Source organism: Wielerella bovis, from assembly GCF_022354465.1.
In the GTDB taxonomy this organism is placed as follows: domain Bacteria; phylum Pseudomonadota; class Gammaproteobacteria; order Burkholderiales; family Neisseriaceae; genus Wielerella; species Wielerella bovis.
On sequence record NZ_CP092361.1, the window covers coordinates 2,225,331 to 2,250,038 of the forward strand.

27 protein-coding genes and 1 riboswitch are annotated in these 24,708 nt (G+C 43.6%); of the genes, 12 read left to right on the top strand and 15 right to left on the bottom strand.

What is annotated here, in order from left to right:
- Window positions 1–91: 91 nt before the first annotated feature.
- Complete coding sequence (gene mpl, locus MIS45_RS10830) at window positions 92–1,453, top strand: UDP-N-acetylmuramate:L-alanyl-gamma-D-glutamyl-meso-diaminopimelate ligase (protein WP_249450528.1); 1,362 nt, start codon at window positions 92–94, stop codon at window positions 1,451–1,453.
- Between the two features lie 336 nt (window positions 1,454–1,789).
- Here mpl and MIS45_RS10835 read toward each other — a convergent pair whose 3' ends face one another.
- From MIS45_RS10835 to queF, 4 genes are all read right to left on the bottom strand, one after another.
- Window positions 1,790–2,632, bottom strand: coding sequence for a substrate-binding periplasmic protein (locus MIS45_RS10835; protein WP_249445960.1), 843 nt, complete (start codon window positions 2,630–2,632; stop codon window positions 1,790–1,792).
- A gap of 254 nt (window positions 2,633–2,886) precedes the next feature.
- Window positions 2,887–4,191, bottom strand: coding sequence for a M16 family metallopeptidase (locus MIS45_RS10840; RefSeq protein ID WP_249450529.1), 1,305 nt, complete (start codon window positions 4,189–4,191; stop codon window positions 2,887–2,889).
- Between the two features lie 204 nt (window positions 4,192–4,395).
- Entirely contained in the window at window positions 4,396–5,094 is a 699-nt protein-coding gene (locus tag MIS45_RS10845) for a 7-cyano-7-deazaguanine/7-aminomethyl-7-deazaguanine transporter (protein ID WP_249450530.1), read from the bottom strand.
- Between the two features lie 304 nt (window positions 5,095–5,398).
- The gene (queF, locus tag MIS45_RS10850) at window positions 5,399–5,872 is read right to left on the bottom strand and encodes a preQ(1) synthase (RefSeq protein ID WP_249450531.1); all 474 of its coding nucleotides are present in this window, start codon (window positions 5,870–5,872) and stop codon (window positions 5,399–5,401) included.
- Window positions 5,873–5,878: 6 nt separating this feature from the next.
- A riboswitch (PreQ1 riboswitch) is annotated at window positions 5,879–5,924 on the bottom strand.
- A gap of 174 nt (window positions 5,925–6,098) precedes the next feature.
- On the opposite strand from queF, the gene obgE reads away from it, so the two are divergent.
- From obgE to MIS45_RS10865, 3 genes are all read left to right on the top strand, one after another.
- Window positions 6,099–7,247 (top strand): GTPase ObgE, encoded by a 1,149-nt coding sequence (obgE, locus tag MIS45_RS10855; RefSeq protein ID WP_249450532.1) that lies wholly within the window; start codon window positions 6,099–6,101, stop codon window positions 7,245–7,247.
- Window positions 7,248–7,371: 124 nt separating this feature from the next.
- The gene (locus MIS45_RS10860; protein WP_249442644.1) at window positions 7,372–7,680 is read left to right on the top strand and encodes a hypothetical protein; all 309 of its coding nucleotides are present in this window, start codon (window positions 7,372–7,374) and stop codon (window positions 7,678–7,680) included.
- A gap of 58 nt (window positions 7,681–7,738) precedes the next feature.
- Entirely contained in the window at window positions 7,739–8,239 is a 501-nt protein-coding gene (locus MIS45_RS10865) for a phosphatidylglycerophosphatase A family protein (protein ID WP_249445966.1), read from the top strand.
- A 50-nt stretch (window positions 8,240–8,289) separates the two neighbouring features.
- Here MIS45_RS10865 and rlmD read toward each other — a convergent pair whose 3' ends face one another.
- The gene (gene rlmD / locus MIS45_RS10870) at window positions 8,290–9,609 is read right to left on the bottom strand and encodes a 23S rRNA (uracil(1939)-C(5))-methyltransferase RlmD (RefSeq protein WP_249450533.1); all 1,320 of its coding nucleotides are present in this window, start codon (window positions 9,607–9,609) and stop codon (window positions 8,290–8,292) included.
- 166 nt (window positions 9,610–9,775) lie between these two features.
- Here rlmD and MIS45_RS10875 point away from each other — a divergent pair, with 166 nt between their 5' ends.
- The 4 genes from MIS45_RS10875 to MIS45_RS10890 all read left to right on the top strand — a co-directional run bounded on the left by MIS45_RS10875 (window position 9,776) and on the right by MIS45_RS10890 (window position 14,479).
- Window positions 9,776–10,744 carry a L,D-transpeptidase gene (locus MIS45_RS10875; RefSeq protein WP_249445968.1) on the top strand — a complete coding sequence of 323 codons (969 nt, stop codon included), beginning with the start codon at window positions 9,776–9,778 and terminating at the stop codon, window positions 10,742–10,744.
- 247 nt (window positions 10,745–10,991) lie between these two features.
- Entirely contained in the window at window positions 10,992–11,354 is a 363-nt protein-coding gene (locus MIS45_RS10880) for a hypothetical protein (protein ID WP_249450534.1), read from the top strand.
- 126 nt (window positions 11,355–11,480) lie between these two features.
- Entirely contained in the window at window positions 11,481–13,544 is a 2,064-nt protein-coding gene (locus MIS45_RS10885) for an OPT family oligopeptide transporter (protein ID WP_249450535.1), read from the top strand.
- A gap of 413 nt (window positions 13,545–13,957) precedes the next feature.
- Entirely contained in the window at window positions 13,958–14,479 is a 522-nt protein-coding gene (locus MIS45_RS10890; RefSeq protein WP_249451387.1) for a DUF1287 domain-containing protein, read from the top strand.
- A 69-nt stretch (window positions 14,480–14,548) separates the two neighbouring features.
- Here the strand turns inward: MIS45_RS10890 and MIS45_RS10895 are convergent, their stop codons facing one another.
- From MIS45_RS10895 to MIS45_RS10915, 5 genes are all read right to left on the bottom strand, one after another.
- The gene (locus MIS45_RS10895) at window positions 14,549–15,103 is read right to left on the bottom strand and encodes a hypothetical protein (RefSeq protein ID WP_249450536.1); all 555 of its coding nucleotides are present in this window, start codon (window positions 15,101–15,103) and stop codon (window positions 14,549–14,551) included.
- Window positions 15,104–15,193: 90 nt separating this feature from the next.
- Window positions 15,194–15,574 (bottom strand): hypothetical protein, encoded by a 381-nt coding sequence (locus MIS45_RS10900; RefSeq protein ID WP_249442653.1) that lies wholly within the window; start codon window positions 15,572–15,574, stop codon window positions 15,194–15,196.
- A 9-nt stretch (window positions 15,575–15,583) separates the two neighbouring features.
- The gene (locus MIS45_RS10905) at window positions 15,584–16,258 is read right to left on the bottom strand and encodes a hypothetical protein (RefSeq protein ID WP_249450537.1); all 675 of its coding nucleotides are present in this window, start codon (window positions 16,256–16,258) and stop codon (window positions 15,584–15,586) included.
- Window positions 16,259–16,297: 39 nt separating this feature from the next.
- On the bottom strand, window positions 16,298–16,549 hold the full coding sequence (locus MIS45_RS10910; RefSeq protein ID WP_249450538.1) for a hypothetical protein: 252 nt from the start codon (window positions 16,547–16,549) through the stop codon (window positions 16,298–16,300).
- Window positions 16,550–17,098: a hypothetical protein gene (locus MIS45_RS10915; RefSeq protein WP_249450539.1), complete on the bottom strand. Its 549-nt coding sequence runs from the start codon at window positions 17,096–17,098 to the stop codon at window positions 16,550–16,552. It lies immediately after the preceding gene.
- A gap of 88 nt (window positions 17,099–17,186) precedes the next feature.
- Between MIS45_RS10915 and MIS45_RS10920 the strand changes: the two genes are divergently transcribed.
- Window positions 17,187–17,546 carry a glutaredoxin family protein gene (locus tag MIS45_RS10920; RefSeq protein WP_249448689.1) on the top strand — a complete coding sequence of 120 codons (360 nt, stop codon included), beginning with the start codon at window positions 17,187–17,189 and terminating at the stop codon, window positions 17,544–17,546.
- A 3-nt stretch (window positions 17,547–17,549) separates the two neighbouring features.
- On the opposite strand, the gene MIS45_RS10925 is transcribed toward MIS45_RS10920, so the two are convergent.
- Complete coding sequence (locus tag MIS45_RS10925; RefSeq protein WP_249450540.1) at window positions 17,550–18,608, bottom strand: threonine aldolase family protein; 1,059 nt, start codon at window positions 18,606–18,608, stop codon at window positions 17,550–17,552.
- A 469-nt stretch (window positions 18,609–19,077) separates the two neighbouring features.
- Here MIS45_RS10925 and MIS45_RS10930 point away from each other — a divergent pair, with 469 nt between their 5' ends.
- From MIS45_RS10930 to MIS45_RS10940, 3 genes are read left to right on the top strand one after another with little or no spacing between them, the layout of a single operon-like run.
- Entirely contained in the window at window positions 19,078–19,335 is a 258-nt protein-coding gene (locus MIS45_RS10930; protein WP_249446926.1) for an AbrB/MazE/SpoVT family DNA-binding domain-containing protein, read from the top strand.
- Window positions 19,326–19,724, top strand: a complete 399-nt coding sequence (locus MIS45_RS10935; RefSeq protein WP_249450541.1) for a type II toxin-antitoxin system VapC family toxin — start codon at window positions 19,326–19,328, stop codon at window positions 19,722–19,724. Before MIS45_RS10930 ends, MIS45_RS10935 begins: the two co-directional genes overlap by 10 nt.
- A 14-nt stretch (window positions 19,725–19,738) precedes the next feature.
- On the top strand, window positions 19,739–20,353 hold the full coding sequence (locus tag MIS45_RS10940) for an IMPACT family protein (protein WP_249450542.1): 615 nt from the start codon (window positions 19,739–19,741) through the stop codon (window positions 20,351–20,353).
- A 490-nt stretch (window positions 20,354–20,843) separates the two neighbouring features.
- Here MIS45_RS10940 and MIS45_RS10945 read toward each other — a convergent pair whose 3' ends face one another.
- The 4 genes from MIS45_RS10945 to yidC all read right to left on the bottom strand — a co-directional run bounded on the left by MIS45_RS10945 (window position 20,844) and on the right by yidC (window position 24,643).
- Window positions 20,844–21,404 (bottom strand): Spy/CpxP family protein refolding chaperone, encoded by a 561-nt coding sequence (locus MIS45_RS10945; protein WP_249450543.1) that lies wholly within the window; start codon window positions 21,402–21,404, stop codon window positions 20,844–20,846.
- Window positions 21,405–21,668: 264 nt separating this feature from the next.
- Complete coding sequence (locus MIS45_RS10950; RefSeq protein ID WP_249450544.1) at window positions 21,669–22,325, bottom strand: YdcF family protein; 657 nt, start codon at window positions 22,323–22,325, stop codon at window positions 21,669–21,671.
- A 14-nt stretch (window positions 22,326–22,339) separates the two neighbouring features.
- Window positions 22,340–22,873, bottom strand: coding sequence for a type IV secretion protein Rhs (locus MIS45_RS10955; protein WP_249450545.1), 534 nt, complete (start codon window positions 22,871–22,873; stop codon window positions 22,340–22,342).
- A gap of 87 nt (window positions 22,874–22,960) precedes the next feature.
- The gene (gene yidC / locus MIS45_RS10960) at window positions 22,961–24,643 is read right to left on the bottom strand and encodes a membrane protein insertase YidC (RefSeq protein WP_249450546.1); all 1,683 of its coding nucleotides are present in this window, start codon (window positions 24,641–24,643) and stop codon (window positions 22,961–22,963) included.
- Window positions 24,644–24,708 lie beyond the last annotated feature (65 nt).

Consider the following 24,708-nt stretch of genomic DNA (forward strand, 5'->3'; position numbering starts at 1 on the left):
TTTCAGGCTGCCTATTCTTTTAAGGCAGCCTGAAAGCCCAAAAACCGCTATAATTTACCCCATTTTCATACAGTTAAACGGAATTATCACGATGCAACACATTCACATCATCGGCATTGGCGGCACATTTATGGGTGGACTGGCGGCAATCGCCCAACAAGCAGGTTTCAAAGTAACAGGCTGCGACGCCAAAATGTACCCGCCCATGAGTACGCAACTGGAAAACTTGGGCATTGACGTCCACGAAGGTTTTGACGCAGCGCAATTGGACAAATTCCCAGCTGATGTGTATGTGGTCGGCAATGTCGCCAAACGCGGCATGGACGTGATTGAAGCCATTTTAAACAAAGGCTTACCCTACACATCGGGCCCGCAATGGCTGGCTGAAAACGTGTTGCACAAAATGTGGGTGCTGGGCGTGGCAGGCACGCACGGCAAAACCACCACCGCGTCCATGCTCGCGTGGGTGCTGGAATACGCAGGCTATGGCGCAGGTTTCCTGATTGGCGGCGTACCGCAAAACTTTGATGTTTCAGCGCGTTTGCCGCAAAACGGCTCATCATTTTTCGTGATTGAAGCGGACGAATACGACACCGCATTCTTTGACAAACGCAGCAAATTTGTTCACTACCGCCCCCGCACCGCCATTTTGAACAATTTGGAATACGACCACGCCGACATCTTCCCCGATTTAAACGCCATTCAAACCCAATTTCATCATCTCGTGCGCACCGTGCCGAGCGAAGGTTTGGTGGTCGCCAACGGGCGCGAAAGCAGCCTGAAAAATGTTTTGGAACGCGGCTGCTGGACACCCGTACAATTTTTTGGCGAACAAGAAAGCGATTGGCAAATCAGCAACTTGCAACAAGACGGCAGTTTTGACGTGCAATTTCAAGGCGAAACAGTCGGACACATCGCGTGGGAATTATTGGGCGAACACAATCGCCAAAACGCGCTTGCCGTCATCGCTGCCGTCCGACACGTTGGCGTAAGCATTCAGGCAGCCTGCGAAGCGTTGAGCCAATTCAAAAACGTGAAAAGACGCATGGAAATCAAAGGTATGGTAAACAACATTACCGTATACGATGATTTCGCCCACCACCCCACCGCCATTGCCACCACCCTAGACGGTTTGCGCCAAAAAGTCGGCGCGGCGCGGATTGTGGCGGTGTTGGAGCCGCGTTCCAACACCATGAAACTCGGCACGATGAAAGCCGCGCTGCCTGAAAGTTTGCGTGGCGCGGACGCGGTGTTCTGCTACGCTGGCGGGGTGGATTGGGACGTTCAGGCTGCCTTGTTGCCTTTGGGCGAGAAATTGCGTGTGGGGCAAAATTTTGATGATTTTGTGAACGATTTGGCGCAATTCGCGCAAAATGGCGACCATATTTTGATTATGTCAAACGGGGGATTTGGCGGCATTCATGATAAATTGTTGGCGAAATTGGGTGGATAAATTTCAGGCTGCCGATTTGAAATATAGATTAGTTAAAATAAACGCAGACAAGGCGACAGCGACCGCCGTGTACACATAATATAGTCGCTTAAAATTAAAAATACTACTGCGTTGCCCACGCCCTTATGTACTAGATGTACACGGCGGGCGTGGTCGCCTTGTCCTATTTTTATTTTAAGCGACTATACATAAGGGAGCTGGCAACGCTGTACTGGTTTAGTGAATTCACTATAAAATCATGGCAGCCTGAAACTTTTACAAATAATAAGGCAGCCTGAACTGCTTTCATGCTCATAGCACGTTTTCAGGCTGCCTAAAAATTAGCATTTTACTTAATTAAACTTTGGCATCATTGTTTTTAAACCATTTTTGATAAATTTGGTCATAAGTTCCGTTTTTCTTCAAATTTTCCAAACCTTGATTCACTTTGCCCAATAATTCAGTATTACCTTTACTTACTGCATATACCAGCATAGACTCACCTGCGCTCGCATCAAAATGAGCTAACTCATATTCTTGCGTTACAGATTCATCCTTGTTACTGATAGCATAATAGGTTAAAGGAATAGAATCACCTACAACATGTGTTATTTCCTCTTGCACTAAGCCTTTAAATGTATTGAATAAACTGTCATAAGTTTTTGGCGTAATGCCTAATTCAACCAATTTACGTTCACTATTGGTACCTTTTTGTACGCCAACTATACCTTTTGCTGTGCGCAAATCTTGAGCTGATTTTACAGTACTGTCTTTTTTGCTCAAAATCGCACGATAGCCTTTAGCATAAGGATTACTTAATTCAGCCTGCGCTTGACGTTCTGGATTAACCTCAAATGAACCAACCAAAATTTGGTATTTACCCTCACCCAAGCCAGGGAATAAATTGGCGCGCACATCGGGAATCAAATTGATTTGGAATTTCTGATCGTCTGCAATGGCTTGCAATAATTCCACTTCAAAACCAGATGGTTGTCCTTTGGTATCACGCAAAGTTAAAGGGGGATAACCGATATCAATACCTACCAAATAAGATGTTACTTTTTCACCTGTTGGTGCAGCAGTATCTTGTTGGCTTACGGCAGATGCTGGTGGTGTGTCATTGCTTTGTGTTGCGCTGTTGTCGGAACAAGCCGCCAAAGCAAGCGCTACACACATAGGAAGCAAATGTTTAATTTTCATAGAAAACCTCATTTAGTTTAGAGTTATTTAGATTAAAGGCAGCATGCCGCAGGCATCATAAGAGTTTTAACTCAATAAAGCAACGAAAATTCAAAACTAAACTTATAAACAATATTTGACTTGTCGTAAAAAAACAACCTGAAACTTTTGCAACATCTAAAATTAGTAGTTCAGATTCTTGCGCCTGAATCCATCCTACAAATCTTAAGGCAGCCTGAATGGGTTTGGCAAAGGTTTCAGGCTGCCTTTTGTGTTTATTCGCCCACAACGACCGTATTCATTTGCGTTGGCACAATGTGTTTTTGCCATGCGCGCTGAATGTCTTGGACTGTTAGCGCGTTCACTTTGTCGTTATAAGTATCCAGCCAATCGGTTGGACGATTGTATAAACCGATGTCCAACAAATTGCTTAATAATTTGCCATTACTATCAAATTTTAATGGAAAACTGCCTGTAATATTGGCTTTGGCTTGTTGCAATTCGGTTTCGCTTGGGCCTTGTGCCACAAAATCTGCTAAAACTTGTTGGGTGGCAGCCAATGCGGCTTGGCTATTTTTGTGTTCGGTAGCAAAACTGATATTGAATGGTGCTTTTTCGCTATATGCTGAAAAACTGCTATGTACACCGTAAGTGTAACCTTTTTCATCGCGCAAAATTTTCATCAAACGACTGTCAAATCCGCCGCCACCCAAAATATAATTACCGACCAAAAGGGCAAAATAATCAGGGTCATCGTATTTCAATACGGGTAAACCGATGCTGATATTGGTTTGTGCGCTGCCTGAAAATGGTACGCGCTGGGTTTTGCCAATTTGCGTCAATTCCACGGGTGGTGTTGGGCGAATGGCTGATGTGCGTTTGGGTAAGCCACCAATAGTTTGTTTGACCAATTGTTCTGCGTCAGCGCGATTGATGTCGCCGACAATGGTTACAATGGCGTTGTTTTGTGCGTAATGTGTTTGTGCGAATGTTTTCAAATCAGCAAGATTGACGGCGCGAATGGTCGCTTCGGTGCGCAAAGCTGCTTTGCCATAAGGGTGTGCAGGATAATTGAGTTTGGCTTGTTCACGCGAAGCAATGTAGGCAGGATAACTTTCCGCTTGTTTTAGCGACACAATCGCTTGATTTTGCAAGCGTTTGAATACAGATTCTTCAAAACGCGGCGATGTGAGAGCCTGCGCGAATAATTGCGCGGTCGGATGAAGTTTATCGGATTCACTCAAACTGCGAAAACCGAAAATGCTGTATTCCAAGCCGCTATTGCTGAAAACATACGAACCTAAATCTTTGATTTGGGAAGTAAAGCTTTCTTCGTCAAGTTGTTTTGTGCCGCGCATTATCATTTTAGCGGTGGGGCTGGCAATATCGCTTTTGCCATCGGGTTCGGCGGTGCTGCCTGCGCCTTTGAAGATGACGGCATAATCAATCATCGGCAATTCGTGGCGTTCCACCAGCAAGATTTGTGTGCCTTCAGGGGTGTGCCAGCGTTGAATATCCACCGCTTGCGCTGAAAAAATGGCGGCAAGTGTGATTAGGGGAAAAAATAACTGGGTTTTCATGATGCAATGAGATAGAGAAAAAAAAGAGATTGTAATACGATTTAAGACCATATGATGTATAGTCGTTTCAAATTAAAATAGTACAAGGCGACAACGTCTGCCGTGTCCTGATTTAAATTGAATCCACTATATTTACTACCCTGTCTGTTCATTTGATAACGATGATACAAAGGCAGCCTGAAATATTTTCAGGCTGCCTTTGAGTTAATTTTGTTCTATTGTTTGCCAATTTGTTTGCATTAATTGTGTCAATTTTTTGGTCAAGAAATTGAGTAATACGCCATATATCGGCAAAAACAATGCCATACAAATCACTAATTTAAACAAATAATCTACAAAAGCAATGTGTTGCCAATTTACTGCCATAAATTCATCACTACTGGCGTGGAAAGCAATAGCAAAAAACAGCAGCGTATCAATCGCATTACCGACAAATGTGGATGCGGTCGGTGCAATCCACCATGCTTTCAGGCTGCGTAATTTGTTGAATACGAAAATATCCATAAATTGCCCAAATACGTAAGCGGCGAAACTAGCCAGCGCAATGCGGAATACAAACAAATTAAATTCGGACAATGCTGCCCAACCTGTCCATGCGCCATTTTGAAAGATGACTGATAAAACATACGACAAAATCAAGGCAGGGAGCATCACAAAGAAAATAATTCGTCGTGCCAAATGTTTACCAAAAATACGCACGGTCAAATCGGTCGCCAGAAAAATAAACGGAAACGACAATGCGCCCCAAGTGGAATGCACTTCAAAGTTGTTGGGTAGGGTGATTGTAAATGGGAATTGCACCAAATAATTGCTCGCAGCAATAATGGTAATATGAAAAATAATTAGCCAAAATAAGGCGTTGCGTTTTTGTTGATGAGAAAATTGATAAGTTGGGTTTTGCATAAAAATTCCTAGTTTTGGTTACGGGCAAAAAACGTCTGAAATCACTTTGTTTTTTCGTCAAAATATTCATCTACTGCGTTAAAAATATTCGCCAATGAAGGCATTGGCGAATATTTTTGCCTTGTGTCTGAATGTTTTTCCTGCAAAACCAAGAGTGATTTCCTCCATTCTTTACCCTACGCGGGAGGGTTACGAACCGCGTGGGTTGAAAAATTTTTCAGGCTGCCTGAAAACATCGGGCAGCCGTGAAAAAAAGAGAAAGCACATTATAATACAAATTGTATTTTCAGGCTGCCTGAAAAAATCATTGCATATCGTGTGCAAACAATCTTTCTCGCGCCATTTGCTCAAACGGCGTACCCACCCGACCATAATTGGCAAAAGGATGAATGGCAATCCCACCACGCGGCGTGAATTCACCAAACACTTCAATGTATTTCGGGTTCATCAATTTAATCAAATCTTTCATGATGATATTGACACAATCTTCGTGGAAATCGCCGTGATTGCGGAAGCTGAACAAATACAGTTTCAGCGATTTGCTTTCCACCATTTTCACATCGGGAATGTAGCGAATGACAATGGTGGCGAAATCAGGCTGCCCTGTCATCGGGCATAAACTGGTGAATTCGGGGCAAACGAATTTGACAAAATAATCGTTGTCGGGATGTTTGTTGTCAAAGGCTTCCAGCACTTCGGGGGCGTAGTCGCTGCGGTATTCGGTTTTTTGGTTGCCGAGCAGCGTAATACCGTTGAGTTCTGCAGAATTTCTGGACATTTTTTAAGATACCTAGTTTTGTTGTTGCGGGAGGGTTACGAACCGCGTCAATTGGAAAATATTTTTCAGGCTGCCTGAAAAAACGAAAACCACATATTATACAACACATGCACAAATTTCTTTAAATCCTTTATAATACGCCCACTTAAAGTCAGCAATATTCTTTCAGGCAGCCTGAAATTTCGTTTTTCAGGCTGCCTGAAAACACAGAAAGACACAAAAAAACATGAAATTCATAGACGAAGCCAAAATTGAAGTAGTCGGCGGCAAAGGCGGCAACGGTGCAGCTAGTTTCCGCCGCGAAAAATTCGTACCGCGCGGAGGCCCTGACGGTGGCGATGGCGGACGTGGCGGCAGCGTATTTGCCGTCGCCGATGAAAATATCAACACGCTGGTGGAATACCGATTTGTCAAAAAATACCAAGCCAAAAATGGCGAAAAAGGACACGGCAGCGACCGCTACGGCGCAGGCGCAGACGACATTGAATTGCGTATGCCAGTCGGCACCTTAATCCGCGATGTGGACACCGATGAAATTTTGGCGGATTTGACGCATCACGGACAGCGCGTGTGCGTGGCGCGTGGCGGCAAAGGCGGTTTGGGCAACATTCATTTTAAATCATCGGTCAATCGCGCCCCGAAACAATTTACCAATGGCGAAGACGGCGAAGCGCGTACTTTGCAACTGGAACTGAAAGTATTGGCGGACGTGGGTTTGTTGGGTATGCCGAATGCGGGCAAATCCACGCTGATTCGCGCCGTGTCTGCCGCTCGCCCGAAAGTGGCGGATTATCCGTTCACCACTTTGCACCCCAATTTGGGCGTGGTGCGTATGGACGAAAACAACAGTTTCGTTATGGCAGACATTCCAGGTTTGATTGAAGGCGCGGCAGAAGGCGCAGGTTTGGGGCATCGTTTTCTGAAACATTTGTCGCGCACAGGTTTGCTGTTGCACGTTGTGGATTTGGCACCGTTTGATGAAGGCGTGGACACGGCTGGCGAAGCCTTGGCGATTATCCACGAATTGCGCAAATACGATGAAGATTTGTACGACAAACCGCGTTGGCTGGTGTTGAACAAATTGGATATGCTGGACGATGAAACCGCCAAACAGCGCGAAACCGAATTTCTGCAAGCAATCGGCTGGGATTATCCTGCGCCCGATGACCGTTTCCAATTTGATATGGAAACGCCACGCTTGTTCAAAATCAGCGCATTGACCCACGCGGGTACGCAAGATTTGGTGCAGCAAATCAATCAATATTTGAATGAGAAAAAACGCATTCAGGCAGAAGCAGAGGCAGCAACCCAAGCACAAACACAGCCTGAACCCCCTGTTTCGCAAACCAATACCGATGTGTTTAAAGCAGAATAATTGGTTTCATGTCCTATGCAGCCTGAAAAAAACATATAAATTAAATTATGTTTCAGGCTGCCTTTATGTTAAGATAATGTTAATTATTCTAAATTAATTGCATTTTAAAAATAAAGGATAACTTATGCTTGGTATTGGCAAAGGAACAATTATTACAGCGGCAGTTGCTTATGGGCTGTATTACTACGTTTCTACTCATGATGTTGCCCCTTTCCCTCCCTCCGAGTCAGTAGTGAAATCAGCCATTAAAAAACGTGGCGAATACCAAAATTACAAATTAGAAGTAACCAAAAAATGTCGTCGCACAGGTGGCAAAGTTTGGGAGAGAAGTATATTTACATGCACCGTAGAATTTGTATCGTTGGATAACGTTACCGATGAGCATCCAGTCAAAATTACCAAAATAAATGGACAATGGGTGATGCAAGATTAAAATAGGCAGCCTGAAACTATTTTTCAGGCTGCCTATTGTGCATAAAGAAAGGAAAACAATGGCAAAACAAAAACCTACATTTCAACCCACATGGTCATGGCTGATAGCGCGTCCCGTGTGTTTTTTGGGATTTGGCTTTGGCACAGGACTTGCCCCCAAAGCACCTGGTACAGTTGGCACATTGCCTGCGGTATTTTTGGCAGGACTATTACTCGGCTGCGGCATGAGTAAATTTGGACTGGCATTATTGTGTATCATATTGTTTATTATCGGCATTTGGATTTGCAATGAAACCGAACGCGCTTTGGGTGTACACGATTATGGCGGTATTGTGTGGGACGAAATTGTCGCCATGATGTTGGTTTATGCTTGTGTGCCGCAAGGTTTGGGTTGGTGGGCAATCGCATTTGCCGCATTTCGTTTTTTTGATGCTGTGAAACCACCTCCAATTAAATGGTTTGACCAGCGCGTAAGTGGCGGTTTCGGTGTGATGCTGGATGACATTATTGCGGCGATTTTTGCGATTTTGACTGTGCATATCATTGGGTGGATAGCGTAGAATTATGTACACAAAAGGCAGCCTGAAAAAGTTTTCAGGCTGCCTTTTCATTATGCCAAATCAAACACCGCCATCGCTTCCACATGCGCCGTATGCGGAAATAAATTCATCACACCAGCCGCGCTAAAACGATAACCTTTACCTACCAATACCGCCGCATCACGCGCAAACGTGGCAGGATTGCACGACACATATACAATCCGTTTGGGCAAATAGGGCACGTGCAAAGCCTGTACCAAGGCATATGCGCCAGCGCGTGGTGGGTCAAGCAATATTTTGTCAAAATAACCTAATTGTTCAACAATTTGCGGTGTAGTAGCGAATAAATCAGCGGTGGAAAATTGAATATTGGTCAAACCGTTGGCTTGTGCGTTTTGCATCGCACGGCGCGTGAGAAAATCCGCACCTTCAATGCCGACCACTTTTGCGCCACTTCGCGCAATCGGCAACGTGAAATTACCCAAGCCGCAAAATAAATCGGCAATTCTTTCATGTCCTTGTGGCTGCAATAAGCGTATGGCGCGTGAAACCATCACTTCATTCATCGGCAAATTGATTTGCGTAAAATCGCCCGCGCGAAACGGCATATTCAGCGCAAATTCAGGCAGCCTGTAATTGAGTTTGGGCGCGGTTTTCGGCGCAATCGGTTCGGCAGCGCGTGTGCCAATTTGCAGCCAAATTTGCCAAATCGGTGCAGCGGATTGGTTTGCTGTAATTTTATTCAGGCAGCCTGAAAATTCTATCAAGACATTTTCAGGCAATTTTTTATCAGAAATAATATTTAAAACAGAAACTTGCTCGCCAACAGAAATTTCCACGCTTTGCAAACGAATTTTGGGTGCGGTGGCATGGATATTTTGCAAACCTGCGCGAATGGTTTTCAGGCTGCCTGAAACGTGTGCAGGCAAGATGGCGCATTGCGAAATCGGTACAATGCGTTTGCTGCGTTTGGCTTGATAGCCGATTTGCACAACATCTTGTTTATCAATAAAAATAGACAATCTTGTGCGGCTGCGATAATGCCATGCTGCACCATAAATCGGCGGCAAAATTTGTTCGGGAAAAACTTTGCCGATGCGTTGCAGTTGCTCTTCAAAAACGCGTTGTTTCATGGCGACTTGCGCTGAAAATTCAAGGTGTTGTAAAGCACAGCCGCCGCATTCGCCATAATATGGGCAAGCTGGTTCGCGACGGTATTCGGACGGTTGGATAATGGCGGTGGTGTCGGCTTCAGCAAATGTGCCTTTGTCTTGCTTGATTTGAATGCGGACGATTTCGCGTGGTAAAGCGTTGTGAACAAAGATGGTTTTGCCGTCAATGCGTGTTACGCCACGTCCTTCGTAATCCAATGATTGAATGGTGGTTTGCATGATAATGATTTGTATTGGGTGCCAAAATAAGTTTCAGGCTGCCTGAAAGGTTGTTTTGTTACAACAATGTATTTTTGAATACAGATAAATATTGACTATTTTCTCATATTTTTCACGTTTTTACGGTATTATGCTCACTCATCTTTTTTTACCTATTTGAAATTACATGAAATCTATTCTTTTTGGCGCGTTTACTTTCGCGCTAGCAAGTACAGCTTTTGCCGCTCAAACGACTCCTGTTCCCGATGTTGCACCTGTTGCGGATGGTCAGCATGTTGTCATCAATATTCCGCAACAACGTTTGTTTTTGTATGAAAATGGCAGCCTGAAAAAGGTTTATCCTGTTGGTGTAGGTAAAGCAACAACACAAACCAATTTGGGCGACCACAAAATCGGTGCGAAAGCGTTTAATCCAACTTGGCATATTCCCTTGTCTATTCAAAAAGAACGCGGCGATGGCGTGAAAACCGTGCCACCTGGCCCCAAAAATCCGCTCGGCCCAGTTTTTGTGCGTTTGGGTAATCCCAAATTGGGTTTGGGCATTCATGGCACAAGTAATCCTGCGAGTGTACCAGGAATTGTAAGCCATGGTTGCGTGCGCATGAAATCGCCTGATGCGTTGGAATTTGCGAGAAGAATTTCTACGGGTGCAGATGCAACGGTAAGCTATGAATTGGCAGCATTGAATCAAGATGATGCGGGTCATTTGTGGTTAGCCGCATTCAGAGACCCTTACAGCAAGAAAAATTTACGTGTTAATGTGTTAAAACAAAGTATTGCAGCATGGGCAAAAGCCAATAATCGCACGATTCGCACGGCACAAATTGACCAAATCGTGAAAGCGCGTGCAGCAAAACCTGTTTGTTTGACGTGTACCAATAAAAATACCAGACCGAAAGGTGATTTTGTTTCAATCGCTTGGAATAGCGGTGGTGCAGATTTAACACAACCGAAAGGTGCAACTGCTTCCATTCGTCCACCTGTGAAGGATGAAATCTTGCCAGAAGGTACAGAAATTGAAGTAGAAGCATTGGACGATTTTAAAGGTGCATCGGTATTTGATGATGAAGAAGGCGTGGTGGAAGAAGCGACCAATTCAATCGCATCGGGTGAAATACCATTAAAACCATTGTAATCATTTTTTTGTATGAAGGCAGCCTGAAAATAAATTTGGTTTTCAGGCTGCTTTTTGTTACATCGTTATTTAAAATATAGTCGTTTCAAATAGAAATATAGTGGATTCACTAAATCAGGACAAGGCGACAGCGACCGCCGTGTACACATAGTACATAAGGGAGCTGGCAACGCTGTACTGGTTTAGTGAATCCACTATAAAATACAAAAGCATAAATTTCCTGCAAAACCAAATAGGCAGCCTGAAAATGACTTTATCACAAACAGTATCCGCTTTATTGACATCTGCCAAAATCTTGCTCCCCTTTAATGTTTTATTCGCCGCTTTTACTTTTTGGCAAGCAAACGGTGTATGGTTTGTTTTGAGTGCCATCATCAGTGCATGGATTGCATATTTGCATTTGCGTATTGATTTTGATCGCCGTATTTTTCACGCATTTGCCCAAGGTATGCAGCCTGAACATTTTGATTTTGCATTGCAAATAATGGGTTTACAGCGAATAAAAGCCCCAACAAGGGATTTAGAGAATCGCGCCAAAGGCGCAATTAAATTGCTTAAATATTTAATTTATTCTACTTTTATACAATTATTTTGGTTAATATCAGCATGAAAATACTGTATTATTGACACAATTGAATCAAATGGTGCTTTCAGGCTGCCTGAAAACGTTAAAATTGGTAATGCTGCATGATTTTTTGTTATGATGTAATTTTCATTTTTTAAAAAGGAAAAAATCATGTCTCAAATGCAAGATTCCTATGCGCATTACCGCGAATTAACCTTACGCGGTACCATTTTAGGCGCATTGATTACGGTAATTTTTACCGCATCAAATGTTTATTTAGGGTTAAAAGTTGGTTTAACTTTCGCTTCTTCCATTCCTGCCGCCGTGATTTCTATGGCGATTCTCAAATTCTTCCCTGGTTCAAATATTTTGGAAAACAATATGGTGCAAACACAAGCATCGGCAGCAGGTACGCTTTCTGCCGTAATTTTTGTGTTGCCAGGGCTGTTGATGATGGGTTATTGGAACGGCTTTCCATTTTGGCAGACCATGTTGATTTGTGCGACAGGTGGTATTTTGGGGGTCATCTTTACCATTCCATTGCGCTATGTGATGGTGGTAAATAGTCCACTACCCTATCCTGAAGGTGTTGCAGCCGCTGAAATTTTGAAAGCAGGTAATCACGATGATGAAAAACGTGATGAAGGCGCGGTTGCTGATTCAGGTGCAAAAGAAATTTTGGCTGGTAGTGTGGTGGCTGGTGTATTGAGCTTTGCAACCAATGGTTTGCGCGTGGTCGCTGATAGCGCAAGTTATTGGTTTAAAGGCGGTAATGCCATTTTCCAAATTCCTATGGGTTTTTCTTTGGCATTATTGGGTGCAGGCTATTTGGTCGGCATTGTTGGCGGTATGGCTATTTTGGTTGGTATCGTGTTTACATGGTTCATTGCCGTACCCTATTTTACCGCTGCCGCACCAATGCCTGCTGATGCGGACATGGTAGGCTACGCGCTAGATGTGTGGCGCACCAAAGCACGTTTTATTGGTGTCGGAACAATTGGTATTGCCGCCATTTGGACGTTGATTAGCTTATCCAAACCCATGATGGAAGGTATGCGCCAATCCTTAATTGCGTTGAAAAATCCACAAGCCGCTGCGCAACTGGAACGCGTTGACCGTGATATGTCGCCCAAATCCATGATTCAAATCACATTGGCAATCATTTTAGTGATATTAGCCATTGTGTTTTATTTTGTACAAGCCGTATCACTGCCTATGGGTTTGACGATTACTTTGGTTTTGGTTTGCACATTATTGGCGGTGGCGATTGGCTTTTTCGTTGCCGCAGCCTGTGGTTACATGGCAGGTTTAGTGGGTTCATCTTCCAGCCCAATTTCGGGGATTGGTATTATTTCGGTAGTAACCATTTCATTGGTATTGATGACCATTGGTAAAGCAAGTGGCATTTTTGATATGCCAAACGGCGAACAATTTTTAACCGCCTTAACCATTTATACCGCTTCTATCGTGTTGGCAGTTGCCACCATTTCCAACGATAACTTGCAAGATTTGAAAACAGGCTATCTGGTTAAAGCGACACCTTGGCGCCAACAAGTAGCGTTATTAATTGGTTGTGTGGTGGGCGCCGCAGTGATTGCGCCTACTTTGGAAATGCTCTACAACGCCTATGGTTTCACAGGCGCCATGCCACGCGAAGGTATGGATGCTGCACAAGCCCTATCTGCTCCACAAGCCACATTGATGACCACCATTGCCAAAGGTATTTTCTCGGGTAATTTGGAATGGACATATATTTTCTTTGGCATTGGTTTGGGTATTGCGATTATTATTGCAGATGCCATACTGAAAAAATCCAGCAACAATCGTTTTGCCCTACCCGCATTGGCGGTTGGTATGGGTATTTACCTACCACCTGCAGTAAATATGCCGATTGTGATTGGTGCAATCGTAGCTTATTGGATGGCTAATAAAACCAAACGTCAAGCGCGTCAGTTGGCTGAACAAGAAGCGAAAGCAATGGAAGCCACAGTAGAACGTCGTGGAACCCTGTTCTCGGCAGGTTTGATTGTGGGCGAAAGTTTAGTTGGCGTGATGATGGCGTTTATCATTGCCGCATCGGTTACTTCGGGTGGTTCAGATGCACCATTGGCGATTGCGTTAGAAAACTGGGGAACTGCCGCAGAAATTCTTGGCTTGCTGGCATTTATTGGCGGCGCAATTATTTTTGTGATGCGTACTTTACGTCCATTGAAAACAACGCAAAAAAATCAATAAAACCTGATTAGCGCCTATAAATAGGCAGCCTGAAACTTTTGCAAAACCCTTTCAGGCTGCCTATTTTTGTTTCACAGAAAATGATTTCTTATTCACAATCCCAAAGTAGCCATACTTGGGGATTTTCTACAACTTAATTTGCTTGAACCGATTAGCAGCTTGCTGTTTATAATGATGGCTTTGCATCATATTTAAATGACTATACAATCAACACATTGACAAGCACTCATTTGATGAAAAGTCAGCACAAAAGGCAGCCTGAAAACTTATTGCGAAAGTCCTACAATATGAATCAATCCCTTTCTTCCCTGCTGATGATTTTAATCCTTGCCGCATGTAGCGAACCAAACACGACCCAAGCCACCACATCCACAAATTTGCCTAAAAACAAAATAGCATCTGAAACATCAACCATGCAGCCTGAAAAAAATACGCCGCAAATTGTGCAATCCGCCCGCAATCAAATTGGCAAAACTATGCATTATGACCCTGCATACACAACTTTGGCGTATCCAATGGGCGATGTACCAATAGAAAAAGGCGTATGCACCGATGTGGTCATTCGGGCGTTGCGCGAACAAAAAATGGATTTACAACAATTAGTTCATCAAGACATGAAGCAAAGTTTTTCCGCCTATCCCAAACATTGGGGATTAAAAAAACCTGACCCCAATATTGACCATCGCCGCGTGTTAAATCTCATCACATTTTTCACGCGGCAAGGTTGGGCGGTAAAGCAGAAAGGCGATTTTCGTGCGGGCGATATTGTTACTTGGGAATTAAACGGTAATCGTCTGCCGCACATCGGTATTGTGTCGGATAAAAAAATCGGCGACACGCCGCTGATTATCCACAATATCGGCGCAGGTACGCAGGAAGAAGACTTGTTGTTTAAACACAAGATAACGGGGCATTTCAGGCTGCCTGTAAAATAAAAAACACCCCAGCGTTTGATGATTTTCAAATTCTGGGGTGTGTCGTGTAAACTTACAGTGCGGTGACCGCTATTTTTGTTTCAATCGCTGATGACACAATCTGGCGTAATGTTCATGGTCTATTTCTGCGAAAACGAGTTCATCATTTTCCATATCGGCAACAGCAATATGGCTGCCACCAACGATGTTTAAATGCAATTTGTCATCAATGATTGTCCACTCGCCCCCAAATCCAGCCAACGCAGGCACATTTTCTGGCTTGATTTTGCCGATGTATTGCCAATTAAAAGTACGATGTTGTTTAAATTGATACAAAGTCAAAATCTGCGTGTTGTTTCGGTAAACGCGATAACGGCAAAATCGGCTATTGATAAACCATTCTTTCAATAAAAATGGCAAAGACCAAATCAAAACAAGCGTACCAATGTCCAACAAAACCAACAGCCAAATCCAAGGATTGTAATCCTTGTCCAATCCCAGTGTTCCCAGAAAAAAGCACATCAAGCCCAATACTGGGGCAAAAGACGAATTTTTGTTTTCGCGTAACTGGGCAAGCAAAATCCGCAAATTGACACAAGCAATAAAAATAAAGGGCAGAAAATAAAGTATTTTCCAATCATTCATTTTGATTTTCTCCTTTCTTTTATAGGAGGATACCGCGCACCGATTTTCCAAAAAATTTTGGTGCGTGGTGTGCACTCTACGGGGCTAAAATCAATCGTCCAATGCAGGATAGCAATACAATCCACCATCGGTGGAACTCGCCGCTTGTTTCATCAAATCATCGGGAAAAAAGCCACGTTTATTCAATTCCCCAAACAATTCCGAACCGCCACTGGCTTCGGTTGGTATCATATAAGCACGTTCCTGATTTTGTACCCAAATATACAAACAATCCGATTGCCGCAAACCGCCATCTTCAAAACACACACGCTGAATACTTTGCCATTCAAATTGATATGCCCAACTTTCTTTATTGGGTGGATTGGCGTTCACATAAACATTTTGTTCATCAAATTGAACAAAATACCATTCGGATAATTCGGGCATGGGCGCAAAGAAACCGCACCAAAGATTTTTCAACCATGTAAACATCTTTTTCCTTTATTCAAAAAAATCCACCAAAGTCCACTTTTCGCAGGCAGCCTGAAAATCCGCTTTATCTTGTACAGGCACAACCGCCACACCCCAACATTCGTCCTGCAAATCCCACACAAACAACGCCACACCATGCGCCAAAAATTGCGTTTGCAACCAGCGAAAACAGGGCTGTATCGGAAAATAATCATGTTCACGCAAAAAATCGTCTTCGCGGTAATCCGACCAGTTGGGCGTAAAACCAAAGCGTTGCCACATCCGCGACATTTCTGCGAATAATTCGGCATAATCAGGATTATTCCACGCATTGCTGTAATCTTCCACCACCGTAAAATACGCTGCATCAAACGCCCGATTGGATACCGCCAAAAGATAATCGGGTTCCAAACCCAAATGTTCGTCATCTTGCAATTCATGGGGGACATTTGCCAACACGGTTTGTATGGCAGTCGGATTGTCGCGATACAGCACCGCCAACCATTCGGTAAACCATTTTTCACGCTGTTGCCAAAGTGCCAAATCTTCGGCGGTAGGTGGTTTGGGTGGGCGATATTTGGCATCAAACCAGCGCATCATCCAACCGACAATCATGCCAAAAATCGCCCAAAACCCAATCGTCAGCGCAATGCCCGCCAATAGTTTGAAAATAAAATTAAGCCATGAAAATGGGGTTTCACACATGATTTTTTCCTTGCAGGCTGCCTGAAAATCCAAATTTTTTCACATTTTGGCAACTATTTTCCAGACCACTTCTGCCAATGTTTTCAAAAACAACATCAAAAATAAACTTTGCACCAAAACCGTTATGACAAATCCGAATGGTTGTTTTTTCAAATCAAATCGTTTGATGGGCGTGTGGGCAACCTGTGTACGCATGGCTGCCCACAATGCACAAGCAAGCGAATAAATGAACCACAACCAAACCGCAATGGCAATAAAAAAAGCCAAAATATGCGCCGTATTCTCGCTCATTTACTGCACAGCACCGCCCGTTGCTTTTAATCGGGTAACAACCAAACCGCCAAATAATGAACGTTTTACTTGCAATTCATAATTCATTTTGGTTTTGATTGTGCCGATTTTTGCCGCGCTCAGGCTGGAAATTTCATCATAAGACACTTTGGCACTTTGCCATGGAAAACGGCTTTTGACTTGCACATTTTCATAATGCCAATTCAAATTGCCTTGCAACATAACCATTGCCGCACGGCTTTGCTCCATAAAACCGCACAATTCCGTTTTACCGCCTTTCACTTCCACAACGCCTTCGGGCGTGTTCTGGCTAATGCTGACCTTGACTTTATCGTCCAACATTGCACAGGCTTCTTGAGGATTTTGAATGGATTTTGTGCTGAATTCTTGTAAATATTTTTCCACGCTGGCGGGGCTCATACTCAAATTATTGCGAATTAATAATCCTGCTAATAAGATTGCGATGATGATAAAGGCTTTTTTCATGATGATTTCCTTGATTTTAGGGTTTAAAAAAGTTTCAGGCTGCCTGAAACAGGAAGTCATCATATTACTTTTCTTTGCAAAAAAAAAAACTATTTAACATTTATTTACAATAAAATGACAAAATCCATTACTGTAAAAGCCCCTACATACCATGAAAAAATCAAGCATCATGCTGTTTATCAGCTTGGCAATGTTTGCCTGTTCATCAGAAGTCAGCTACAAAACCGAGGACGTTCAAGCATTGGCACAAAGCGTGAAAGCACACGAAATCACACTGTATGGTACAGCCGACTGCATCTATTGCACCCAAGCGAAACAATGGCTAAACCAAAACCAATTTGCCTTTACCGATTGCGACATCAACAACAATGAACAATGTGCCGCCCAATTCAAACATCATCAAGGCTACGGTACGCCATTGATTGTGATTCAGCGACACGGCAAACAGCACATCATGCGCAACGGTTTTGACAGCGATGAATTTTTGCTGGCATTGCAATCTGGGAAATAGTTTTCAGGCAGCCTGAATTGCCATTTCAATCGCATTCAACAAATCATCAATATGCTTTTCCTGCGTATCAAAACTGCACACCAATCGCACAGTGCCTTGCTCGTCCCAATCGTAAAAATAAGTGTGTTGGCGCACTTTGTCCGCCACGCCTGCGGGCAATTTCACAAACACGGCATTCGCTTGCGTGGGGTAAACCAATTCCACGCCCTGAATGTTTTTCAGGCTGCCTGAAAGTTTTTGCGCCATGTCGTTGGCGTTTTGCGCGGCTTTGCGCCACAAATCGTTTTCCAGCAAAGCAATGAATTGTGCCGACACAAAACGCATTTTGGACGCGAGTTGCAAATTCATTTTGCGTAAATATTTCATGCCGTCTGCGTGCAAAACATTTTTTTCGTTCAATACAATCACGCATTCGCCCAACAATAAGCCGTTTTTTGTGCCACCAAACGACAAAATGTCCACGCCCACATCGGCTGTGATGTCGCGCAAATCCACGCCCAAAGCCGCCGCCGCGTTCCCCAAACGTGCGCCGTCCATGTGCAAGGCGATGCCTTTTTCGTGGCAAAAATCGGCAATGGCGCGGATTTCGGCTGGCGTGTAAACCGTGCCGAGTTCCGTGCTTTGCGTGATGCTGACGGCAAGCGGTTGGGCGCGGTGTTCAAAGCCAAAACCGTGCGCGTGTGTGGCGATGAGTTCGGGGCTTAATTTGCCGTCTGATGTGGGAATCGTCCACAATTTGAATCCGCCAACGGTTTGTGGGGCGGTGCTTTCGTCCACGTTGATGTGGGCGGATTCCGCGCAAATCACCGCGCCCCAGCGTGGCAAACAGGCTTGCAATGCCAAGACGTTTGCGCCCGTGCCGTTGAACACGGGGTAGGCTTGGGCGGTTTCGCCAAAATGTTGTTGCACCAGCGTTTGCAAGTGGGCGGTGTAGGGGTCGTTGCCGTATGCGCCAACGTGTCCACCATTGGCTTGGGCGATGGCGGCGATGATTTCAGGCAGCACGCCTGAATAATTGTCGGACGCGAAAGAGTGGGATTGGGGGTTGTGTAAAAGGGTCATGATTGGTTTCTTAAAAATAAAATAAATAAAAAAGGCAGCCTGAAAACAGGTCTAGCTGTTTGATTTTAACATAGACAAAAATCCCCTCTTATCGCTAAAATAGTAAATAAGATTTTTCTTACTTTATTTTTGATTTTTGTCTTTAAATTAATTAGTACACAGCAAAATCTTCAGGCAGCCTTTCAGTACACGACAATAATTTGTAGGTCGGGCATTCATGCCCGACACAATGCGCCGTGATTCATGTCGGGCATGAATGCCCGACCTACGGAAATATTTTTTGTCGCGTACTCTGAGGCAGCCTGAAAAATATAGTCGTAGAAATGAAAATGCAGTACAAGGCAACAACGCCCGCCGTGTACAAACAATACATAAGGGCGTTGGCAACGCCATACTGCTTTTTTCAGTTCTGCGACTATATCTATATTTGTTGTGTACGCTGTTTTATCTTGCAAATTAGAGGAATAAAATGACCGTTTTAACCATCAGTTCCAAAGGGCAAATCACGCTGAAACGCGATTTATTGCAACATCTTGGCATTCAAGCAGGGCAACGCATTACCATAGACAAATTACCCAATGGCACATTAAACATTCAAGCCGAACAAAATACAGGCAAAATTGATGACTTTATCGGCAAATTTGCGGGTAGATTGGCACAACCCATCAGCCTAGACGAAATGAACGCCATTACCGAACAAGCATGGGCAGGCGAAAAATGCGAATAACCGTTGATACCAATGTGTTGGTGCGCGCGCTGTTACAGGACGACCCGCAACAATCGCCGATTGCCAGCGATTTATTGCGAAATGCGAGCATGATTTCTGTGCCTTTGCCGTGTTTGTGTGAATTGATTTGGATTTTGCAACGCACAGCGAAGTTTGCGCCGAGTGAAATTGCGCAAGCCATTCGCGCTTTGATGGATACGCACAATGTTGTGATGAATCGCCCTGCGGTACAAGCAGGTTTGGCGGTTTTGGAAGCGGGGGGCGATTTTGCCGATGGCGTGATGGAATTTGAAGGTGCATCTTTGGGTGGTGAAATTTTTTATTCTTTTGACAAAAAAGCGATTTCTTTGTTGGAAAAACAGAGAAAAGCAGTTTATTTATTAAAATAATTGATAATTGAAACATGACTGACATCACAACCTACCAAACCTTATCCACCCCCTGCGAAGCCGAATTTAAAGACAAAGGCAGCCGTTTTATCGCCTACGCCTACCCTGTTTTGACGGCGGACGAAGTCAAAACCATCGTAGAAAATCTGCGCCAAGAACACCACAAAGCCCGCCATTGGTGCTACGCCTACCGTTTGGGTGTGGACGGCAACCAATTCCGCGCCAACGATGACGGCGAACCATCAGGCAGCGCAGGTCGCCCGATTTTGGGACAAATTGATTCGTTTGAATTGACGGATTGTTTGGTGGTGGTGGTGCGTTATTTTGGGGGGACTTTGTTGGGTGTGTCGGGCTTGATTCATGCGTATAAAACCAGTACGCAAATGGCTTTGCAATCCGCCCCAATCATTGAAAAAAATATTGAAAAGACGGTTTATTTGCGTTGTGATTATCCATATTTGAATGATGCTTTGCGGATTGCGAAAAATCATCATGCCAATATTATTACGCAAGATTTGCAACTGGATTGCCGTTTAACCGTGCGCGTGCCGTTGGCGGATTACGCATCTGCTATCAGCGCATGGCAACACACGCGCACGATTGATATTTTGGATGATTTCCAAAGCTGAAATTTTTTACAGGGCAAGTTTTCAAATCCGACACACTTTCATATTTAACAACTATTTGTTTTTATTTAGGATATTAGTATCTAACCTATAAAATTTTCAGGCTGTCTGAATCGTTTTTTACAAAAGCTTCAGGCTGTCCGAACTTTTCTTAAATATAGTTTTAAAATTATAGTAGATTCAATTTAAATCAGGACAAGGCGACAGCAACCGCCGTGTACACCGAGTACATAAGGGAGCTGACAACACTGAACCTCTATTCACAACCTTGATAGCTTGCTTTTATTGCCTTTTTCCGTACCTACTGCGTTGGATTTTTATGCCAATAGTCTCGCTATTGACACAAAAATCCGCCTTGCATTCGCAAAAAAATTCAACAAAATCAAGCTACCAAAATTATGAATACAAGTTCTAAATTGAATTCACTATAAACACAAAATGCAGCCTGAAAAATTGTTTGCAGGCTGCATTTTATTTATCAATCTTGTTCAGATTATTTTTGTTGCTGTGGCATACGTTGTTTAAAACGTTGTTCCATACGTTCTTGCTGTTGTTTTTGATTTTCAACAAATTTTTGCTGTTGCGCAGGTGTCAGAACTTGGAATACAGCATGACGTTGTTTCAACATTTGCAATTCACGTTCTGCGTGATTTTTTTCCATTGCTGCGCGTTCTTGTTGGCGTTCAGCAATCATATTACGCGCGGCTTGTTCGTTAAAAGTTTTGTTGCTCATCAACTGTTGCTCTTGGGCGCGACGTTGTGCCATTTTTTGTTGGAAATCAGCACGACGTGTGTCTTGATTATCTACTTTTTGTGGGCGATTTTGCTCCATAATGGTTTTGATTTGTGCTTTTTGTGCATCGCTCAAACCCAGTTGCTCAAAACCATGTGGCAAACCATCACATTTCATTTGATGACCATGTGCGCCGTGCATTTTAGCGTGTGGGTGTGGCATATTTTTATTTTGAGTTGTGGCATTGTTGCCTGCTGCAACGGCGATACCTGCGGTTGTTAATAAAGCGATGGCTGATGCGAAAAGAGTGCGTTTGTTCATGTTGAAATCCTTGTTCATTGTTTTAAATTTATGATTAGAATGCCTTGAAAAATCAAGCATATTGCCAGAAGCAATGAAGCAAATCATACGCTGCTAATATGTTAAATTGTTTATATGCGTGGTAAACAAGATGAAATATTATGTTTTCAGGCTGCCTATATTGTGCAAAAAATGTTAGTAGTTGTGCATTTTGTGTATAAAGTTGTTTCAAATTGAAATAATCAAACAAAAGGCAGCCTGAAAACATTTTCAGGCTGCCTTTGATTATTTCAATATTTTTCTACCAAAATACAAAATCCGATAAGCAAATAATAAATAGCTTTCTGTAACAAAAAATTGCCAGCGCGTTTTGCGTGTCGCGGTATTGTAACGACTGGTGGGTGTGGGCGATGGGCTGGCGCGAATGCCCAAATCTTGTGCCATTGTCATCGCGCGTGCCATGTGATAAGGGTCGGTTACAATAATCACATTTTGCAGATGATGTTTTTGCATCATCAGTCGGGTATTGGCGAGATTTTGATAGGTATCTTTGGAACGCGTTTCAAAAATAATGTCGCGTTCAGGAACGCCTTGTTTGATGGCAAACCAGCGCGCTACTTCGGCTTCGGTGGGAAAACCTTTTTTCGGTGTGCCACCTGTGAAAATCAGTTTATCCACTCGCTCGGTTTGATACAAAATCAGGGCGTGATTGATGCGTTCGCGAAATACGGGCGATGGATTTTTACCCCACGCGGCTGCACCTAATACGACGGCGGCATCGGCATGTGTGGGTAATTGAGTCGGCAGTTGCGCGTATTGATACACTTGCCATGCACACCACGCTTGTCCGACCAATAAAATCAACACGGACAGGGCTAATCCGCGCCATAAATAGCGCAAACGGCGGCGGATTCTGGTCAAAATAGAAGGCGATGCAGACATGGTTTTCAGGCTGCCTATTTAAAAAATCGGGCGTGTTGGGGCAATAAATGTGTGTTGTTTGGATTGTGGATAAAATCTTGCATAATATTTTGAATATGCGGATTTTTTTGTGTGTGGCGAAACACGAACCAGTCGGCAATTAAATTGGCTTGTTGTTCCATATTAAATTGACTGAAATGGGTACAATGTTTCAGGCTGCCTGTGTAGGCGTAGCAAGCTTGGGCGCGATAACCGCCTTTAATTGCTAGTTTCAAACCATCTTGCCACAGGCGTAAACCGAGTTGATATTGCCAAACGTGTGCCATTTCGTGAACAAATAAATGGCGCATGGATGCATCGGTTTGGGCGTAATCTGCATGATATAAATCGGGCGGCATATGAATGGTGCCAAATGGGGTCATAGCGGTACGCCGCTGTTGGAAAAAGGGGATAAATCTTCCTTTGTGTATCCATACGCGGTCGTAATCTATGCTGTCGCGATAAATGGGGTGCAGTAATTTGCGTTCGCTGCTTGTGAGTCTGCGGCGGTATTGTAATCGTTTTATCATGGTTTTCAGGCTGCTTTTGAGTGTGATATTGTAACGATTATTGGCATAAAAAGGCAGCCTGAAAACATTTTCAGGCTGCCTAATTGTTTATTTTTTCTTTTTCTCTTTGGGTTCTTTATCCAAAACCACGACTTTTGCTTGCTCGGCTTCTTTATCAGCTTCCTTGTTTACCAGCCATTGTTGAACAATGGTCAGCAAGTTATTCACCACATAATACAGTACCAAACCTGCTGGGAAGAAGAAGAACATGATTGAGAACATCAAGGGCATAATCTTCATCATTTGCGCTTGAGCAGGGTCGCTAGGAGGTGGGCTCAATTTGGTTTGAAACCACATGGTTCCTGCCATAATCAAGGGTAAAATATAGAATGGGTCGGGGCGAGATAAATCGCTAATCCAGCCCAACCATGGTGCTTGGCGCAATTCTACCGACAAGAAAATCATCCAGTACAGACCAATGAAAATCGGCATTTGCAATAACATTGGCAAACAACCGCCCAATGGGTTGATTTTTTCGTCGCGGTACAACTGCATCATACCTGCTTGCAATGCCATGCGGTCTTCTGGATTGGGGAATTTTTTCTTCAAGGCTTCCAGTTTGGGCGCAACGGCTCGCATTTTCGCCATAGAGCGATACGCTTTTTGATTCAATGGATACAATATGGCTTTGACAATCAGCGTTAAGAATACAATCGCCCAACCCCAGTTACCAATCACGCTATGTAACCAGTTCAACAAAGCAAACAATGGCGATGCAAAAATATGCACACGACCATAGTCTTTGGTCAATTCAAACTCAGGCGTAATGGTTTTTAAAGTACTGGTAACTTGTGGACCTGCAAACAGGTTGGCGGTAAATGTTTTGCTGCCATTAGCAGGAACATCTACTGCTGCCATATTTACACCAGCATGATACAAATTATCCGCACGGCGTTTAATATCAATCGTACACGCATTGTTGGCACACAGATTTTCACTGTTAGCAGGCTGCATAATCCATGATGACACAAAATAGTGTTGAATCATACCAACATAACCACCTGTGGCTTTGCGTTGATACTCCACCGAATCTTTGCCAGATGCGAAATCGTCATCTAAATCGCCATATTCCACTTTTTGAAATTCTTTGGCATCAGGCGTATAAACCACAGGTCCATTGTAACTGCGCATAAACCAGCCCTCGCCTTCAGGTGCAGATTTATCGCGTACAATTTTGTATGCCGTACCCAATTTAACAGGCTGCTCACTGGTATTTTTTACATCAAAACGCACATTAACCAAATAGCTGCCTTTGCTGAAAGTGTACACTTTGTCCACTTGCAAACCATTGTTTGTTTGCGCGGACAATTTTACTTCCACATTATCGCCATTGAGTGTGTATGCTTTTTGTGCTGCGCTAAACGTGGTATTTGCCAGCACATCATTGCCATTAGCATCCACCAGTTGCGATTGTGCAATATAAGTCAAAGGTTTACCATCAGCAAACAAGACAAATTTTTTGCTTACATCGTTGGTTGCATCGTATTGATTGAGTGTTAAACCACGCAAATCGCCTGATTTTTCATCTATGACAGCATGAACGGTATCGGTATCCACCGTAATGGGCACAGTCGTTCCCAAAGGCGCAGCCGCCACTTGTGCGGCTTGTTGTTGTGCAGCTTGTTGTTGCGCATTTTGTGGTTGCGGAAACAGACTGGGGAAAAAAGCCTGCAAGCCAATCATCAGCAACATGGAAATGACCATTGCGGTCAGCATTCGTTTGAAATCCATTATTATTGATTTCCTTACATATAATTTGTTACAAGATTATGTTCAGTTTACCCCAAAGGCAGCCT